This is a genomic window from Arenimonas caeni, assembly GCF_003024235.1.
GTDB lineage: Bacteria > Pseudomonadota > Gammaproteobacteria > Xanthomonadales > Xanthomonadaceae > Arenimonas > Arenimonas caeni.
On the sequence record NZ_KZ679090.1, the window covers coordinates 118,129 to 133,471 of the forward strand.

Below are 15,343 nucleotides of genomic sequence, written 5' to 3' on the forward strand. Positions count from 1 at the left end.
ACTTGCCCGATGGACGACAAGGCCCCGCAGGACACCACCCACTTCGGCTTTCGCGACGTGCCGGTGGCCGAGAAGAAGAAGCTCGTCGGCGAGGTCTTCAGTTCGGTCGCGCGCCAGTACGACCTGATGAACGACCTGATGTCGCTCGGCATCCACCGGGTGTGGAAGCGCTACTTCGTCGGCACCTCGGGCGTGAAGCGCGGCGACCGGGTGCTCGACCTGGCCGGCGGCACCGGCGACATCGCCGCCCTGCTGCACGAGCGCGTCGGCGAGACCGGTTCGGTGGTGCTCGGCGACATCAATGCGCAGATGCTCGGCGTCGGCCGCGACCGGCTCACCGACCGCGGCCTGGTCCGCGGCCTCGAGTACGTGCAGCTCAACGCCGAGGCCCTGCCGTTCCCCGACGCCAGCTTCGACCTGGTCACCATCGCCTTCGGCCTGCGCAACGTCACCGACAAGGCCAAGGCGCTGGGCGAGATGCACCGCGTGCTCAGGGTCGGCGGCCGCGCGCTGGTGCTGGAGTTCTCCGAGGTCAAGCCGGCGTGGTTCCGTCCGGTCTACGACTTCCACTCCTTCCAGGTGCTGCCGCGCCTGGGCAAGCTGTTCGCCAACGACGCCGGCAGCTACCAGTACCTGGCCGAGTCGATCCGCAAGCACCCGCCGCAGGACGAGCTCAAGGCCATGATGGAAACCGCCGGCTTCGGCCGCTGCGACTACCGCAACCTCAGCGCCGGCATCTGCGCCATCCACTCCGGCTACAAGCTGTAGGAGCGCCGGGAGGCGCTCCTTCGGGGTGGCTCAGTCGGCGCGCACGCGCCAGGCCTCGGAGAGCGAGATCAGGCCTTCCCGGGCCAGGCTCACCGCGGCCTGGGTCAGCGGCACCATGCCGTCCTCGATGGCGGCGGCGTGGATCTGGTCGGCCTCGGCGCCGGGCACGATCAGCGACTGGATGCGCGGCGACACCACCATCAGTTCGTACACCGCCCGGCGCTTGAACACGCCCAGGCCGTCGCAGTGCGAGCAGCCGCGGCCCTTGTGGAAGACCTCGTCCGGGCGCACGCCCAGGCTGGCCCGGATATGCGGATCGACGTCCTCGACGTCCTGGCAGTGCTTGCAGGTCAGGCGCACCAGCCGCTGCGACATCACCGCCAGCAGCGACGCGCGCAGCAGGTAGGCCTCCACGCCCAGGTCGAGCAGGCGGGTGACCGTGGTGGCCGCCGTATTGGTGTGCAGGGTCGAGAGCAGCAGGTGGCCGGTGAGCGCGCTTTCGACGGCGATGCCGGCGGTCTCGTGGTCGCGGATCTCGCCGACCATGATCACGTCCGGGTCGTGGCGCAGGAAGTTGCGCATCGCGCTGGCGAAGGTGAACTGCGCCGCGCGATTGACCTGCATCTGCTGGATCTCGTCGATGTAGAACTCGACCGGGTCCTCGATGGTCAGGATGTTGATGCGCTGCTTGCGCAGCTCCAGCAGCATTGCGTAGAGCGTGGTGGACTTGCCGCAGCCGGTCGGGCCGGTGGTGAGGAACATGCCGTGGCTGCGGCTCATCACGTCTTCGATGCGGCGCCGGTCGCTCTCGCTCAGGCCCAGCTGGTCGATGTCCCAGAGACCTTCCTTGGTGTCGAGCAGTCGCACCACCACGCTTTCGCCGAACACCGCCGGCAGCACCGAGATACGCAGGTCCACCGCGCGGCCGTCGTCGAGCACGAAGGTGGTGCGGCCGTCCTGCGGCTTGCGGTGCTCGGCCAGGTTCATCGCGCCAAGCACCTTGATGCGGCTGCTCACCGCCGGGTGCAGGCTGCTCATGATCCGCCGCACCGGCACCATCTCGTCGTCGATGCGATAGAGCACGTCGGTGCCGTGCTCGCCCGGGCGCAGGTGGATGTCGGAGGCGCGCCGGGCCACGGCCTCGGCGATCAGCCCGTGCACGATGCGCACGACCGGCTTCTCGCGCGACAGGCGCTGGGCCTCCTGCTCGGTGGTCTCGGTGATGGCGCCGCTGGGGTCCACGCCCAGCTGGCGGGCGATGTCGCGGTCCTCGACCTGGTCGTAGTGGCGGGCGATGGCCTCGCGGATGTCCCGCGGGGTGGCCAGCACCGCCTGCACGCGCTGGCGGGACAGGAAGTCGAGCGTGGTCAGCGCCTCGGCGTTGCCGGGGTCCTCCATGGCCACGGCGACGTTGCCGCCGCGCACCAGCAGCGGCACGGCGCGCAGGCGGCGGGCCACCTCCGGGCGGATCAGCGCCGTCGCGGTGCCATCGGGCGGCAGGTTGGACAGGCGGGCCAGCGGCACCCCCAGCGACGCGGCCTGCCGGTAATGCGCCTCGGCGCAGTCGTCGCCCAGGGCCAGCCACTGGTCCGGTGTGAGGGTGCCGGTGTCGTGGTTCCACGCTGCGCCGGTCTGGGACAGCTCAAGCCAGCGCGCCAGGTCCTTGGCTTCGGTGATCAGGTGCGGGGACGAGGCAATCGCGGACATGGGCTTCACCTGGGTGGTCTGGGGCCAGTATGGATCAGTCGGCGCGGCGGGACTTGAGCCAGGTCACCTTTCACGCCCCCGGGCCGGGGCGGGGCGGGGCGGCTGGGATAGAATCGGGTCATCCCGACGTACGGACAACCCCATGCGCCTGACCAGCCTGCTGCTCACCCTGCTGCTGTCCCTGCCGGCCTTCGCCCAGGCCGACCGGCTCGTCGACGAGCATTCCTACGCCGACCCGTCCAGGGTCCGCATCAGCCACCTCGAGCTCGACCTGGCGGTGGACTTCGACCAGCGCCAGCTGGCCGGCACCGCCACGCTCGACCTGCAGTGGGCCGACCCGGACGCGCGCGAGCTGGTGCTCGACACCCGCGACCTGGCCATCAGCCGCGTCGAGGGCCGCAGCGGCAAGCGCAAGTGGCGCGAGCTGGAGTTCGCGCTGGCCGACGCCGACGAGCGCTTCGGCAACAAGCTCAGCATCGGCCTGCCGCGCCAGTACGCCCAGGTGCGCATCCACTACGCCACCTCGCCGGAGGCTTCGGGCCTGCAGTGGCTGGCGCCCGGCATGACCGCCGGCGGCAAGACGCCCTTCATGTTCAGCCAGTCGCAGGCCATCCACGCCCGCAGCTGGGTGCCGCTGCAGGACACGCCCTCGGTGCGCTTCACCTACACCGCGCGCATCCGCACCCCGGCCGACGTGATGGCGCTGATGAGCGCCGACAACGACCCGGCCGCCGAGCGTGACGGCGACTACCGCTTCAACATGCCGCAGGCCATCCCCAGCTACCTGATGGCCATCGCCGCCGGCGACCTGGTGTTCAAGCCGATCTCCGGCCGCGCCGGCGTCTGGGCCGAGCCGCAGACGGTGGACCGCGCGGTGAAGGAGTTCGAAGACACCGAGAAGATGATCGAGGTGACCGAGTCGCTCTACGGCCCCTACCGCTGGGAGCGCTACGACCTGCTGATCCTGCCGCCGTCCTTTCCCTTCGGCGGCATGGAGAACCCGCGCCTGAGCTTCATCACGCCCACCGTGATCGCCGGCGACAAGTCGCTGGTGTCGCTGATCGCGCACGAGCTGGCGCATTCGTGGTCGGGCAACCTGGTCACCAACGCCACCTGGAAGGACATGTGGCTCAACGAGGGCTTCACCAGCTACGTGGAGAACCGCATCGTCGAGGCGCTGTACGGCAAGGAGCGCGCCGACATGGAGTTCGTCAACAGCCGCAACGGCCTGCTCGAGGAAATGAAGCTGGTGCCGGCGCCGCAGCAGGTGCTGATGCTGCCCGCGCGCGAAGGTTCGGACCCCGAGGAAGCGCTGGGCGCGGTGGCCTACGACAAGGGCGCCTGGTTCCTGCAGTTCCTCGAGCAGCGCTTCGGCCGCGAGGCCTTCGACCCCTTCCTGCGCGCCTGGTTCGACCAGCACGCCTTCCAGAGCGCCACCAGCGAGCAGTTCCTGGCCTTCCTCGAGGCCGAACTGATGGCCACGGTCCCGGGCAAGGTGACGCGCGAGGAGGTGATGGCCTGGCTGACCGAACCCGGCATCCCGGAGTACGCCCCGCGCATCGAGTCGCCGCGGCTGGCGGCCGTCGACCAGGCCCGCGCCGACTGGCTGGGCGACCGCAAGGCCGCCCGCGAGTTGGCCACCGCGGCCTGGACCACGCAGGAATGGGTGTATTTCCTCGAAGGCCTGCCGCCCACGCTCGAGGCCGAGCGCATGGTCGAGCTCGACCAGGCCTTCCGCTTCACCGGCACCGCCAATGGCGAGCTCGCCCAGCGCTGGTATCCGCTCAGCGAGCGCAGCCAGTACTTCGAGGCGCGCCCGGCGATGTCGCTGTTCCTGCGCAAGATCGGCCGTCGCAAGCTGATCATGCCCACCTATGAAGCGCTGGCCGCCACCGACGACGGCCTGGCCTTCGCCACCCAGATCTTCGCGATGGCGCGGCCGGGCTACCACCCGATCACCACCGCCTCGGTGGAGGCCCTGCTGGCCAAGGCCCGCGCCGCGCTGGAAGCCGCGCCGCAGTGAGCCGCCGGCGCAGCGCGCGGCCCGCCTGGTGGCTGCGCGCCGGCGCCGCGGGGCTGGCCGTGGCCGGCCTCGGGGTCGCGGTGGCGCGGCCCGAATACGTGCTCGAGGCCGAATTCGCCCGCCAGCGCTGGCTGGCGGGCGCCAGTGAAACCACTTTCCAGGTCGCCGGCCATCGCTGGGCGGCCGTGCAGGCGGGCCCGGCGGACGCGCCGTTGGTGCTGCTGGTGCATGGGTTCACCGGCAGCAAGGAGAACTGGCTGCCGATGACGCGCGAACTCGCGCGCGGGCACCGCGTGCTGGCGGTGGACCTGCCCGGCTGGGGCGACAGCGAGCGGCTGGCCGGCGGCGACTACGGCCCATCGGCCCAGGCCGCGCGCCTGGCCGAGTTCATCGCCGCGCTGCCGCAGTCGCCGCAGCTGGTGGTCGGGCATTCGATGGGAGGGCAGATCGTCGGCCTGATGGCGGCGCGCAACCCCGGCATCGCGCCGCGGCTGGTGCTGATGTCGGCGGCCGGCGTGCGCTTCGACGAGAACGCTTTCGCCAGCGCCGTGCTGGCCGGCGAGAACCCGTTCCAGGTGACCAACCGCGCCGAGCTCAAGCGCTACCTGGGCATCGTGTTCGCCGAACCGCCCTTCGTGCCCTGGCCGGCCAGCGCGGCGCTGGTGAGCCGCCGGCGCGCCGACGCCGAGTTCGAGCAGCGCGTGCTCGACGGCATCGGCCGCGGCCCGGAGGCCTTCGCGCTGGAGGAGGAGCTGGGTGCGATCACCGCGCCCAGCCTGCTGCTGTGGTGCCGCGACGACCGCGTCATCGACGCCAGCGCCGCCGACGTCTTCGCCGCCGGCCTGCGCGACAGCCGCACCGTGCTGCTCAACGGTTGCGGCCACATGCCCATGATGGCCCAGCCCCGCCAGGTCGCCGACACGCTCGCCGGCTTCCTGCGCTGACCCCATTGACCAGCCCAACGCAAGGGACCGCCATGGTGCCAGGCATCGAAACCCTCCAGGACCCGGGCGCGGACCGGCCCGTGGCGTTCGCCAGGCTGGCGCCGCCGGCGCCGATGCTGCCGGCGCTGCAGGCCGAGGTCGCGGCGCTGCTCGGGCGCGAGTGGATCGCCCACGTGAACCAGCGCGACTATCGCGGTGGCTGGGACGTCCTGCCCCTGCGCTGCCAGCGCCAGCATGCGCAGGCGCATCCGGTGCTGCAGGGCTTTGCGATTGCCGGGGGCGACGAGTGGCAGGACCTGCCGGTGCTCGATCAATGCCCCGCCATCCGCGACGTGCTGGCGGGGCTGCACTGCCCGCTGCGGGCGGCGCGACTGATGCGCCTGCGTCCCGGTGCCGAGATCCTGCCGCACCGCGACCGCGACATCGAGCTGGACGACGGCCAGGCGCGGCTGCACGTTCCGGTGTTCACAAGCCCCGACGTGAGCTTCCAGGTCGCCGGGCTGCCGATGGCCATGGCGGCGGGCGAGCTGTGGTACTTCAATGCCGCGCTCGAACACGCCGTGCGCAACGACGGGCGCGACGACCGGATCCACCTCGTGGTCGACTGCCTGGCCAACACTTGGCTGCATGCGGCCATTGCCGCCGGGCAGCCGGTGTACGCCCCGGCGAACTGAGCATGGAGATCGCAAGGGCCTACCAGGCCTTGGTGGCTTCGACGGACGGTGCGCAGGACTGCCTGTCCGCGCCCGACATGGCCACCTTCCTGCAGTGCCTGCGCCGCCTGCCCGGATGGGCCGCGGCCGGCGACGCGGATTTGTTCGCCGCGCTGGAGAACGGCAACCGGCAGATGTCGGGCCTGCCGGCTTCGGCGCTGGCGGGCCGCTGGTTCCCTGCGTCCTACCGGCACGCCGACCGCAGCCTGGCCTGGTGCCTGCCCGACGGCCCGCCCACCGAGCCCTTCCTCGACGAATACCTGCAGCGCTGCCGTGCCGGCGCGCCGGCACGCAGCCTCGTGCGCCCGCGCACGCCGCTGCCGGCCCCGGGCGGGCTGGCGGTCGAGCCGGCCGGCTTCATCTTCCATCTCTCGCGCTGCGGCTCGACCCTGGTTTCCGGCGCACTGTCGGAGCTCGATGACACCGTGGTGGTGTCGGAGTCGCCCGTGCTCGGCGAGTGGGTGCTCGCCGCCGGCGACGACGAGGCGCTTCATCGCGCGCACCTGCCGGGCCTGCTGGCGCTGCATGCCGCCTGCTTCGGCCCACGCCGCCTGGTGGTGAAGTGGAACGCCTGGGACCTGTTCGCCTGGCCGGCGATCCGGCGGGTGTTTCCCGACGTGCCCTGCCTGTTGCTCCATCGCGACCCGGTCGAGATCCTGGCGTCGCATGCCCGGAGCGCGGGCCGGCACATGGCCCTTGATCCCTCGCTGGCCGCGCTGGATCCGGTGTTCGCCCCGCCGTCGGCGGGGGGCGACCTGACCGCTGCCCGCATCGCGGTGCTCGGCCGGCTGATGGAGGCGATGCTTGCCGCTGCCGCCTCGCCGGGCACGCTGGCAATCGATTACGCCCGGCTCGACGACGAGGGCCTGCGCACGGTCTGCCGCCATTTCGGGCTCGAGGCCGGTCCGGCGGCACAGGGCCGGATCGCCGCGCGTCGCGCGCGCCACTCGAAGGACCCGGCCACCCCCTACATCCCCGACGCCACGCGCAAACAGGCCTGGTTCGATCCCGCCACGCGCGACCGCATCACCCGGGCCCTCGGCCCCCTCCACGAGGAACTGGGGCTTGGCTCGGTCCTGCACCGCGATGCCGGCGAATGAAAAAGGCCGCCCGGGGGCGGCCTTTTTCCTTGCCGTGCGGCGAAGTCACTCGCCGGCGCGGGCCGCGTCGCGGGCTGCCTTGAAGGCGTTGCCCTCGACGTAGTTCGGCCAGGCTTCGCTGCCGGCCAGCTCGCGGCCGACGCCGTAGAGCGCCTGCAGGTCCTGCACGACGCCGCGCAGGTCCCACTCGGGATCGAACTCGTCGGCGGGCTTGTGGTAGGCGATGCTGCCATAGCGTGCCTGCACGTCGCGGCCGTAGTCCTTGCCCAGCTCGACGTGGTCGATGCCGCCCTTGGCATAAAGCGCCGGCACGCCGTACTTGGCGAAGCTGAAGTGGTCGGAGCGGAAGAAGAAGCCCTTCTCCACGCCGTCCTCTTCCACCAGCTCGCGGCCCTGGGCCTCGGCGATCGGACGCAGCACGTCGTCGAGCTCGCTGTTGCCCAGGCCGATCACCACGAAGTCCTTCGTCGGGCCGACCACGCTCATCGCGTCGAGGTTGACCACGGCCACGGTGTCCTTGAGCGGGATGGACGGGTTGGCGGCGTAGTACTTCGAGCCCAGCAGGCCCGACTCCTCGAGCGTGACCAGCAGGAACACGACGCTGCGCTCCGGCGCCGGATCCTGCACGGTGAAGGCCTCGGCGATCTCCAGCACGCCGGCCACGCCGGTGGCGTTGTCGATGGCGCCGTTGTAGACGTGGTCCTCGCCGTTGCCGCCGGCGGTGACCGCGTTGCCGTCGCCGCCGTGGGTGGCGCTGTGGTCGCCCAGGTGGTCCCAGTGCGCGGTGTAGACGATGGCCTCGTCCGGACGCGTGCTGCCGGGCAGCATGGCCAGGATGTTGCGCGAGCTGCTTTCCTTGATGGTCGAGTTCAGCGTGGCGCTGAAGGTGGCGTCACCGAGGCTGACCGCCTTGAAGCCGGGCTTGTTGGCGGCCGCGCGCATGGCCTCGAAGTCCAGGCCGGCGTCGGCGAACAGCTGCGTGGCGACGTCGCCGGTGAGCCAGCCCTGCATCGGCAGGCGCGGCTCCGGGTCGGCCGAGGCCGGCAGGTCGTACTGCGCGCCCGACCAGCTGTTCTTCACCACGTCCCAGCCATAGCCGGCACCGGCGTCGTCGTGCACGATCAGCGCGGCGGCGGCACCCTGGCGGGCGGCTTCCTCGAACTTGTAGGTCCAGCGGCCGTAGTAGGTCATCTTCTTGCCGGCGAACAGCGACTCGTCGCCCGCGTGGAAGCCCGGGTCGTTGACCAGCACCACCACCGTCTTGCCGGTGACGTCCAGGCCCGCGTAGTCGTTCCAGCCGGCCTCGGGCGCGTTCACGCCGTAGCCGACGAAGACCAGCTCGCTGGCGTCGATCTTCACCTCGGCTTCGGCGGTGCGGGTGCCCAGCGCCATCTGCGTGCCGAAGGCCAGCGGACGGGCCTGGCCGCCGAGCGTGATGGTCGCGCTGGAGGTGGTCTCGTCGGCGGTGGTCTCGACCATCGCCACGTCCTGGAACCAGCTGTCGCCGTTGCCGGGCTTGAGGCCCAGGCGCTGGAACTGCGCCACCAGGTAGTCGGCGGTCATCTGCTCGCCGGCGGTGCCGGGGGCGCGGCCGCCGAACTCGTCGGACGACAGCACCTTGACGTGGGCGGCGAAGTCTTCGGCCGAGATCTCGGGGCCGAAGCCGTGGTCGGCCGAGGGTGCGGCCTGGGCGGCGTCGGCCGTGGCCGACGTCTCCGGTGCCGGGCTGCAGGCCGACAGCGCAAGCGCCGCGGCCGCGAATAGCAGGGTGTGCTTCATCCGTGGGGTCTCCAGGTGAACGGAAACCCCGATTCTAGCCGCAACCGCGACGCTCCGTAGGAGCGGGCGGGTCAGTTGGAGCGGGGGGCGTCCGGGTGGTCGAGCATGCGCGGCGCGGGGCCGGTCTGCTTGCCCACCCTGGCCTGCGGGTGCACGTAGAGCTCGACCTCGCGGTCGAACAGCAGTTCGCCCTCGACCACCGTGCCGGCGCCGACCACCACGCGCGGCAGCCGTTCGCGGCCGAAGCGCCAGCCGCTCGGCTTTTCCACGCGCAGGTTGCCGCGCACGGTGCTGCCCTCGAGGATGATGTCGCCGCTGGTGGTGATGACCGAGCCGCCGACCACGGCCTTGCCGATCGAGATCTCGCCGTTGACGTTGCCGACGTCGCCACCGACGGAGGCACCGTCGGCGATGCGCATGCCGCCGTTCACCAGTTCGATGTCGTCCTCCACCTGGGCGTCCCGGCCAAGGCTGACGCCGCCGTTGACCGCATCGATGTCGCCGGCGCGGGCGCGGTCGGCCAGCTTCACGCCGCCGTTGACCGTGCTGGCGCGCCCGACCCAGGCGTCGCTGTCGACGGTGATGCCGCCGTTGACGGTGTCGGCGCGGCGCACTTTGGCGCCCTCGCGGATGGTGATGCCGCCGTTGACGGTGTCGAGCGAGCCGTACTCCTTGCCGGCTTCGGCGGTGATGCCGCCCAGGACCTTGTCGATGTTGTCTTCCGACAGCGCCGGGCCGGCCGCGAGGGCCAGCGAGACCAGCAGGGCGTGGGCGAGGGGGCGAATGCGCATGGCGTGTCTCCTTGGGTTGTCCCGGTCTGATGCAGCAGCCGGGCCGGGGGTTTAAGGCCCCGACGGGCCCACGATGCGCCGGCCCGCTACAATTCGCCCGTGCCACACGTCCCGGAGACCGCCGTGCCCGCCGCCGCCCACCGTCCCAAGCCCCTGCTGCTGCTGATCCTCGATGGCTGGGGCCACCGGGAAGACCCCGCCGACAACGCCCTGGCCCTGGCCCGGCTGCCGAACTGGCGCCGCCTGCTGGCCGACTGCCCCCACACCCTGGTGCACACCGAGGGCCGCCACGTCGGCCTGCCGGACGGCCAGATGGGCAATTCCGAGGTCGGCCACATGAACATCGGCGCCGGCCGCATCGTCTACCAGGACCTGACCCGCATCGACGCGGCCATCGAGGACGGCAGCTTCTTCGCCAACGCCGAGCTGGTCGCCGCCTGCCGGGCCGCCAAGGCCGCCGGCGGCACCCTGCACCTGTTCGGGCTGCTCTCGCCGGGCGGCGTCCACAGCCATGAGGACCACCTGTTCGCGATGGTCGAACTGGCCCGGCGCGAAGGCGTGGGCGACATCGCCGTGCACGCCTTCCTCGACGGCCGCGACATGCCGCCGCGTTCGGCCGAGCCCAGCCTCGTCCGCCTGCACGCGCTGTGCGACGAGGGCGACGTGCGCGTGGCGACGGTCATCGGCCGCTACTACGCCATGGACCGCGACAAGCGCTGGGACCGCCTCGAGCGCGCCTGGAAGGCCATCGTCGAGGCCGACGCCGACGACACCGCCTCCGACGCGATCACCGCCCTGCACGCCGCCTACGGCCGCGACGAGAACGACGAGTTCGTGCTGCCCACCGTGGTCACCGGCCACCGGCCGATGCGCGACGGCGACGCGGTGGTGTTCATGAACTTCCGCGCCGACCGCGCCCGCCAGCTCACCGCCGCCTTCGCCGATCCGGCCTTCGACGGTTTCGCCCGGCGCGTGCCGAAGCTGGGGCGTTTCGTCTGCCTCACCGAGTACGACGCGAGGCTGCCGGCGCCGGTGGCCTTCGGGCCCGAAGACCTGCGCAACACCCTGGGCGAGGTGCTGGCCGCGAACGGCCTGAGCCAGCTGCGTATCGCCGAGACCGAGAAGTACGCCCACGTCACCTTCTTCATGAGCGGTGGCAAGGAGGCCGTGGTCGCCGGCGAGGAGCGTGCGCTGATTCCCTCGCCCAAGGTCGCCACCTACGACCTTCAGCCGGAGATGAGCCTGCCCCAGCTCACCGCGCGCCTGACCGACGACATCCGCGCGCGCCGGCACGACGTCATCATCTGCAACATCGCCAACCCCGACATGGTCGGCCATAGCGGCATCCTCGACGCCGCGATCAAGGCCGCCGAGGCAGTGGACCACGCGCTCGGTGCGATCCGCGCGGCGCTGGCCGAGGTGGGCGGCGAGATGATCGTCACCGCCGACCACGGCAACCTCGAGATGATGCGCGACCCGGAAACCGGCCAGGCGCACACCTCGCACACCGTCGGGCCGGTGCCCTTCGTCTACTGCGGGCGCCGGGCCACCCTGCGCGACGGTGGCGCCCTGCGCGACATCGCGCCGACCATGCTGGCGCTGCTGGGCCTGCCCCGGCCGGCCGAGATGACCGGCCAGTCGCTGGTGTCGCTGGCTTGATCCGCGCGCTCGCGCTGGCGCTGTGCCTGGGCGCGCTGGCCGCGCCCGCCGCGGCACAGGACGCCGACCGCGCGAAGAAGGAAGCCGCCGCGCAGCAGCGCCTGGAGCAGCTGCGCCGGCAGATCCGCGACATCACCGCCGAGCAGCGCAAGCTCGAGGGCGAGCGCAGCGCCGCCACGCGCGACCTGCGCGCCGCCGATGCCCGGGTCGGCGAGGCGGTGCGCGCGCTGCGCCGCACCGAGGCCGGCATCGCCACCACCGAAACCGAGCTGGCCGGGCTGCATCGGCGCCGCGACGAACTCGAGGCCGGCCTTTCCGGCCAGCGCGAGGCCCTGGCGGCCCTGGTGCGTTCGGCCTACGCGCTGGGCCGGCACGAGCAGCTCAAGCTGCTGCTGGCCCAGGACCGCGTGGCCGACCTGAGCCGGGTGCTGGCCTACCACCGCTATTTCCAGGCCGACCGCAAGGAGCGCATCGAGGGCCTGGTCGACGAGCTGCGCGAACTGGCCGCCGTGGTCCGCCAGATCCAGGACCAGCGCGACGTGCTCGAGGCGGCGCGGGCCGCCCAGCAGGCCGACCTGGCCACGCTCGAGGCCCAGCGCGGCGAGCGCGCCGGCCTGGTGGCCACGCTCGAGGCCGGGTTCAAGGACCGCGCCGCCCGCCTGGCCGCGCTCGGCCGCGACGAGGCCGGCGTGCTCAAGCTGCTCGAGCAGCTGCGCGACGCGGTGGCCGACATCCCGCGCCAGGTCGACGACAACCGTCCCTTCGCCAGCCGCCGCGGCCAGCTTGGCCGGCCGCTGGCCGGCAGCGTGCTGGCGGCCTTCGGTGGCCGCCTGCCCGACGGCCGCGGCAGCGACGGCTGGCTGGTCGCCGGCACCGCCGGCGCCGAGGTGCGCGCCGTCGCCCCGGGCCGGGTGGCCTTCTCCGACTGGCTCAAGGGTTACGGCCTGCTCACCATCGTCGACCACGGCGACGGCTGGATGAGCCTGTACGCCTTCAACGACGCCCTGCTCAAGGACGTGGGCGACTGGGTGCGCGCCGGCGACCCGCTGGCCACGGTCGGCAGCTCCGGCGGCCAGGGCCGGCCGGCCCTGTACTTCGAGCTGCGCCGCAACGGCCAGCCCCAGGACCCCAAGCCCTGGTTCCGCCCCTGAGTGTGTGACGGCCTCCGGGCCCGACCGTCGGGCCCGAGGGCCGTCCCGCGATCTGGCGCATAATCAGGCCATGCGCGCGTTGTTGCCCCTGCTGCTGCTCCCGACCCTGGCCCTGGCCCAGGAACCCGCGCCGGTGGATGCCAGCGACCCGGTGGTGGCCGAAACCACGCCGGCCGAGGTGCCGCTGGCCGAGATCCGCCGCTATGTCTCGGTGTTCAACGCGGTCAAGGACGCCTACGTCGAGCCGGTGGACGACGAGACGCTGATGAAGGCGTCGCTGCGCGGCCTGCTGTCCGACCTCGACCCGCACAGCACCTACCTCGACAAGGAGGCGGCCGATGCCCTGGTCGCCGACACCGAGGGCGAATACGTGGGCATCGGCGTGGAAACCGAGCGCCGCCCCGACCACGCCCTGCGCGTGGTGGCCCCCATCGACGGCACGCCGGCGTACCGGGCCGGCCTGCGCGCCGGCGACGTGATCACCGCCATCGACGGCGAGCCGCTGGTGGGCAACCCTGATCCGCACCACGCCCTGCGTGGCGAGGCGGGCGCGCCGGTCACCGTCACCATCGAGCGCACCGGCGAGGCGGAGCCCTTCGACGTGGTGATCGTGCGCGAGCTCATCCGCGTCACCTCGGTCGACGGCCGCCTGCTCGAGCCGGGCTATGCCTACGTGCGCATCAGCACTTTCCAGTCCGACACCGGCCCGGCGCTGCGTCGCCAGCTGCGCGCGCTCACCGGCGACGGCAAGGCGCCGCTCGACGGCCTGGTGCTCGACCTGCGCTCCAACCCCGGCGGGCTGCTCAGCGCCGCCGTCGAGGCGGCCGACGCCCTGCTCGACGATGGCCTGATCGTGCGCACCCAGGGCCGGCTCGCCCATTCCAACGCCAGCTTCCACGCCAAGCCCGGCGACCTGCTGGCCGGGGCGCCGGTGGTGGTGTTGGTGGACACGGGCACCGCCAGCGCGGCGGAGGTGATGGCCGGCGCGCTGCGCGACCACGGCCGCGCCTCGGTGATGGGCTCGCGCACCTATGGCAAGGGCTCGGTGCAGACGGTGGTGCCGCTCGACAACGGTGACTCGATAAAGCTCACCACGGCGCGTTATTACACGCCCAGCGGCGAATCGATCCAGGCCCGGGGCATCCGACCGGACATCGTGCTGCGCGGCGCCGCCGCGCGTTCGCTGCGCGAGAGCGAACTCGCCGGCCACCTGCGCGCCGAAGGCGACGCCGAAGCGGACGACGGCGAACTGATCGAAGGCGACGCCGCGATCGGCCGCGCGCTCGAAGCGCTCAAGGCCGGCACGGCCACGGCCAAGGCCCGCCGGCGCTTCTGAAGCCTGGCGCCAGGGCCGGCGGCGTACGCGTCGGCGTCAGCGCGGCTTGGCTGGCAGCGGGAAGGGCGTGACCACCTTCTCGCCGGTGCTGGCGTCGCGGATGCTCAGCTGGCCCTTGCGGTCGACTTCCTCGACGCGGATGACGCTCTGCATCGGCAGGTGCAGCACGCGGGTGTCGGCGAACTCGTCGCGCAGGCGCTCTTCCGTGGGGTCCACGACCACGCCTTCCTTGGCATCGAACACCAGGTCCGAGACCTCGGTGAAGCCCCAGAGCGAACTGGCCGCGACGCGGCGCGCATACAGCTCGTAGACCTTGCCGGCGTTGAGGAAGGTGACCTTGTAGAGGATGCGCTGGTTCATGGGGCGCGATTATATTCGCGGCCTTACTGGCCGCGTGAACGCCGCGCCAGCGAGGGCTTGAGCGCCAGCGCGTACACCAGGCCGACGCCGAAGCCGGCCAGGTGCGCCCACCAGGCCACGGCGCCGAAGCTCGGGCCGACGAAGGTGAAGATCAGCTGCAGCATGGCCCACAGTCCGATCAGCAGCGCCGCCGGCAGCCGGATGAATTCCAGCCACAGGCCCAGCGGCACCACCACGCCCAGGCGCGCGCCGGGGAACAGCGCCAGGTAGGCGCCGATCACCGCCGACACGCCGCCGCTGGCGCCGATGATCACCCGCGACGGGTCGCCCATCAGCAGGGCCGCGGCGAGGTTGGCCAGCGCGCCGCCGGCCAGGAACAGCAGCAGGTATCGCCAGGCGCCCATCACGCGCTCGGACGGCAGGCCGAAGATCAGCAGGAACAGCAGGTTGCCGATCAGGTGCAGGGGGCCGGCGTGGATGAACAGCGCGCTGAGCAGGGTGAGCAGGCGTTCGTCGCCCAGCGCCGCGCCCCACTCGGTGACGCTGCCCGAGAGCGTGCCCCAGCGCAGCAGGGTGTCGCGCCAGGCGGCGTCGTCGGGCAGCAGCGCGATCCAGATGTAGGTGCCGACCATCAGCACGGCCAGCAGCGGCGTGGCCCAGCGCCACCGGGGCTTGCGTCGCGTCGGCAGGTTCACGAACACCGCCTAGGGCCTCGGCACCAGCAGGACGCGGCCGGACGCCTCGAGCACGATGCCGTCGCGGCGGATCTCGCGCAGCACGATGCCCTCGGCCACCATCGCGCCCTCGCCGAGGCGGCGGCCGTCGAGGATGACGAAACGCGCCGGCGCGTCGTCGGCGAAGACATGCATGGTGAGCTTCAGCGGCGGCAGCGCGGCGCGCTCGCCGGCGCCGAGGTCCGCAAGACGGGGCAGCGGCGGCTCGCCGGCCTCGCGGCCGGCCGGGGCCGCGGTCGCATCGGCGCCACTCGCGCCTGCGGGGGCCACGACCAGGT

14 protein-coding genes are annotated in these 15,343 nt (G+C 72.2%); 8 read left to right on the forward strand and 6 right to left on the reverse strand.

All coding sequences use genetic code 11. The features are described 5' to 3' along the window. The first annotated feature begins 9 nt into the window (after positions 1 to 9). Positions 10 to 768, forward strand: a complete 759-nt coding sequence (ubiE, locus tag C6N40_RS08575) for a bifunctional demethylmenaquinone methyltransferase/2-methoxy-6-polyprenyl-1,4-benzoquinol methylase UbiE (protein ID WP_106990600.1) — start codon at positions 10 to 12, stop codon at positions 766 to 768. Positions 769 to 798: 30 nt separating this feature from the next. On the opposite strand, the gene C6N40_RS08580 is transcribed toward ubiE, so the two are convergent. Then, entirely contained in the window at positions 799 to 2,475 is a 1,677-nt protein-coding gene (locus tag C6N40_RS08580) for a GspE/PulE family protein (protein ID WP_106990601.1), read from the reverse strand. Between the two features lie 142 nt (positions 2,476 to 2,617). On the opposite strand from C6N40_RS08580, the gene C6N40_RS08585 reads away from it, so the two are divergent. The 4 genes from C6N40_RS08585 to C6N40_RS08600 are packed head-to-tail and all read left to right on the forward strand — an operon-like array spanning position 2,618 to position 7,255. Then, complete coding sequence (locus tag C6N40_RS08585; protein ID WP_106990602.1) at positions 2,618 to 4,498, forward strand: M1 family metallopeptidase; 1,881 nt, start codon at positions 2,618 to 2,620, stop codon at positions 4,496 to 4,498. Beyond that, complete coding sequence (locus tag C6N40_RS08590) at positions 4,495 to 5,442, forward strand: alpha/beta fold hydrolase (RefSeq protein WP_106990603.1); 948 nt, start codon at positions 4,495 to 4,497, stop codon at positions 5,440 to 5,442. Before C6N40_RS08585 ends, C6N40_RS08590 begins: the two co-directional genes overlap by 4 nt. A 32-nt stretch (positions 5,443 to 5,474) precedes the next feature. After that, complete coding sequence (locus C6N40_RS08595) at positions 5,475 to 6,116, forward strand: aspartyl/asparaginyl beta-hydroxylase domain-containing protein (RefSeq protein ID WP_106990604.1); 642 nt, start codon at positions 5,475 to 5,477, stop codon at positions 6,114 to 6,116. Between the two features lie 2 nt (positions 6,117 to 6,118). Further along, positions 6,119 to 7,255: a sulfotransferase family protein gene (locus C6N40_RS08600; protein ID WP_106990605.1), complete on the forward strand. Its 1,137-nt coding sequence runs from the start codon at positions 6,119 to 6,121 to the stop codon at positions 7,253 to 7,255. A 45-nt stretch (positions 7,256 to 7,300) separates the two neighbouring features. On the opposite strand, the gene C6N40_RS08605 is transcribed toward C6N40_RS08600, so the two are convergent. Further along, entirely contained in the window at positions 7,301 to 9,034 is a 1,734-nt protein-coding gene (locus C6N40_RS08605) for a M28 family metallopeptidase (RefSeq protein WP_106990606.1), read from the reverse strand. Positions 9,035 to 9,105: 71 nt separating this feature from the next. Then, on the reverse strand, positions 9,106 to 9,825 hold the full coding sequence (locus C6N40_RS08610; protein WP_106990607.1) for a DUF4097 family beta strand repeat-containing protein: 720 nt from the start codon (positions 9,823 to 9,825) through the stop codon (positions 9,106 to 9,108). A gap of 99 nt (positions 9,826 to 9,924) precedes the next feature. On the opposite strand from C6N40_RS08610, the gene gpmI reads away from it, so the two are divergent. From gpmI to C6N40_RS08625, 3 genes are all read left to right on the forward strand, one after another. Then, positions 9,925 to 11,484, forward strand: a complete 1,560-nt coding sequence (gene gpmI, locus C6N40_RS08615; RefSeq protein WP_240183484.1) for a 2,3-bisphosphoglycerate-independent phosphoglycerate mutase — start codon at positions 9,925 to 9,927, stop codon at positions 11,482 to 11,484. Next, positions 11,481 to 12,635, forward strand: coding sequence for a murein hydrolase activator EnvC family protein (locus C6N40_RS08620; RefSeq protein ID WP_106990609.1), 1,155 nt, complete (start codon positions 11,481 to 11,483; stop codon positions 12,633 to 12,635). Before gpmI ends, C6N40_RS08620 begins: the two co-directional genes overlap by 4 nt. A 70-nt stretch (positions 12,636 to 12,705) precedes the next feature. Further along, positions 12,706 to 13,971 carry a S41 family peptidase gene (locus C6N40_RS08625; RefSeq protein WP_106990610.1) on the forward strand — a complete coding sequence of 422 codons (1,266 nt, stop codon included), beginning with the start codon at positions 12,706 to 12,708 and terminating at the stop codon, positions 13,969 to 13,971. Positions 13,972 to 14,007: 36 nt separating this feature from the next. Here the strand turns inward: C6N40_RS08625 and C6N40_RS08630 are convergent, their stop codons facing one another. From C6N40_RS08630 to C6N40_RS08640, 3 genes are all read right to left on the reverse strand, one after another. Next, positions 14,008 to 14,331, reverse strand: coding sequence for a DUF1820 family protein (locus C6N40_RS08630; protein WP_106990611.1), 324 nt, complete (start codon positions 14,329 to 14,331; stop codon positions 14,008 to 14,010). Between the two features lie 23 nt (positions 14,332 to 14,354). Beyond that, positions 14,355 to 15,032 carry a rhomboid family intramembrane serine protease gene (locus C6N40_RS08635; protein ID WP_106990612.1) on the reverse strand — a complete coding sequence of 226 codons (678 nt, stop codon included), beginning with the start codon at positions 15,030 to 15,032 and terminating at the stop codon, positions 14,355 to 14,357. Between the two features lie 3 nt (positions 15,033 to 15,035). Further along, the coding region (locus tag C6N40_RS08640; protein WP_162782161.1) for a general secretion pathway protein GspB at positions 15,036 to 15,343 on the reverse strand (308 nt) is incomplete at its 5' end.

Coding starts and splice junctions, on each gene's coding strand:
- ubiE (WP_106990600.1), top strand. CDS start 10: ATGGACGACAAGGCCCCGCAGGACACCACCCACTTCGGCTTTCGCGAC.
- C6N40_RS08580 (WP_106990601.1), bottom strand. CDS start 2,475: ATGTCCGCGATTGCCTCGTCCCCGCACCTGATCACCGAAGCCAAGGAC.
- C6N40_RS08585 (WP_106990602.1), top strand. CDS start 2,618: ATGCGCCTGACCAGCCTGCTGCTCACCCTGCTGCTGTCCCTGCCGGCC.
- C6N40_RS08595 (WP_106990604.1), top strand. CDS start 5,475: ATGGTGCCAGGCATCGAAACCCTCCAGGACCCGGGCGCGGACCGGCCC.
- C6N40_RS08600 (WP_106990605.1), top strand. CDS start 6,119: ATGGAGATCGCAAGGGCCTACCAGGCCTTGGTGGCTTCGACGGACGGT.
- C6N40_RS08605 (WP_106990606.1), bottom strand. CDS start 9,034: ATGAAGCACACCCTGCTATTCGCGGCCGCGGCGCTTGCGCTGTCGGCC.
- C6N40_RS08610 (WP_106990607.1), bottom strand. CDS start 9,825: ATGCGCATTCGCCCCCTCGCCCACGCCCTGCTGGTCTCGCTGGCCCTC.
- C6N40_RS08625 (WP_106990610.1), top strand. CDS start 12,706: ATGCGCGCGTTGTTGCCCCTGCTGCTGCTCCCGACCCTGGCCCTGGCC.
- C6N40_RS08630 (WP_106990611.1), bottom strand. CDS start 14,331: ATGAACCAGCGCATCCTCTACAAGGTCACCTTCCTCAACGCCGGCAAG.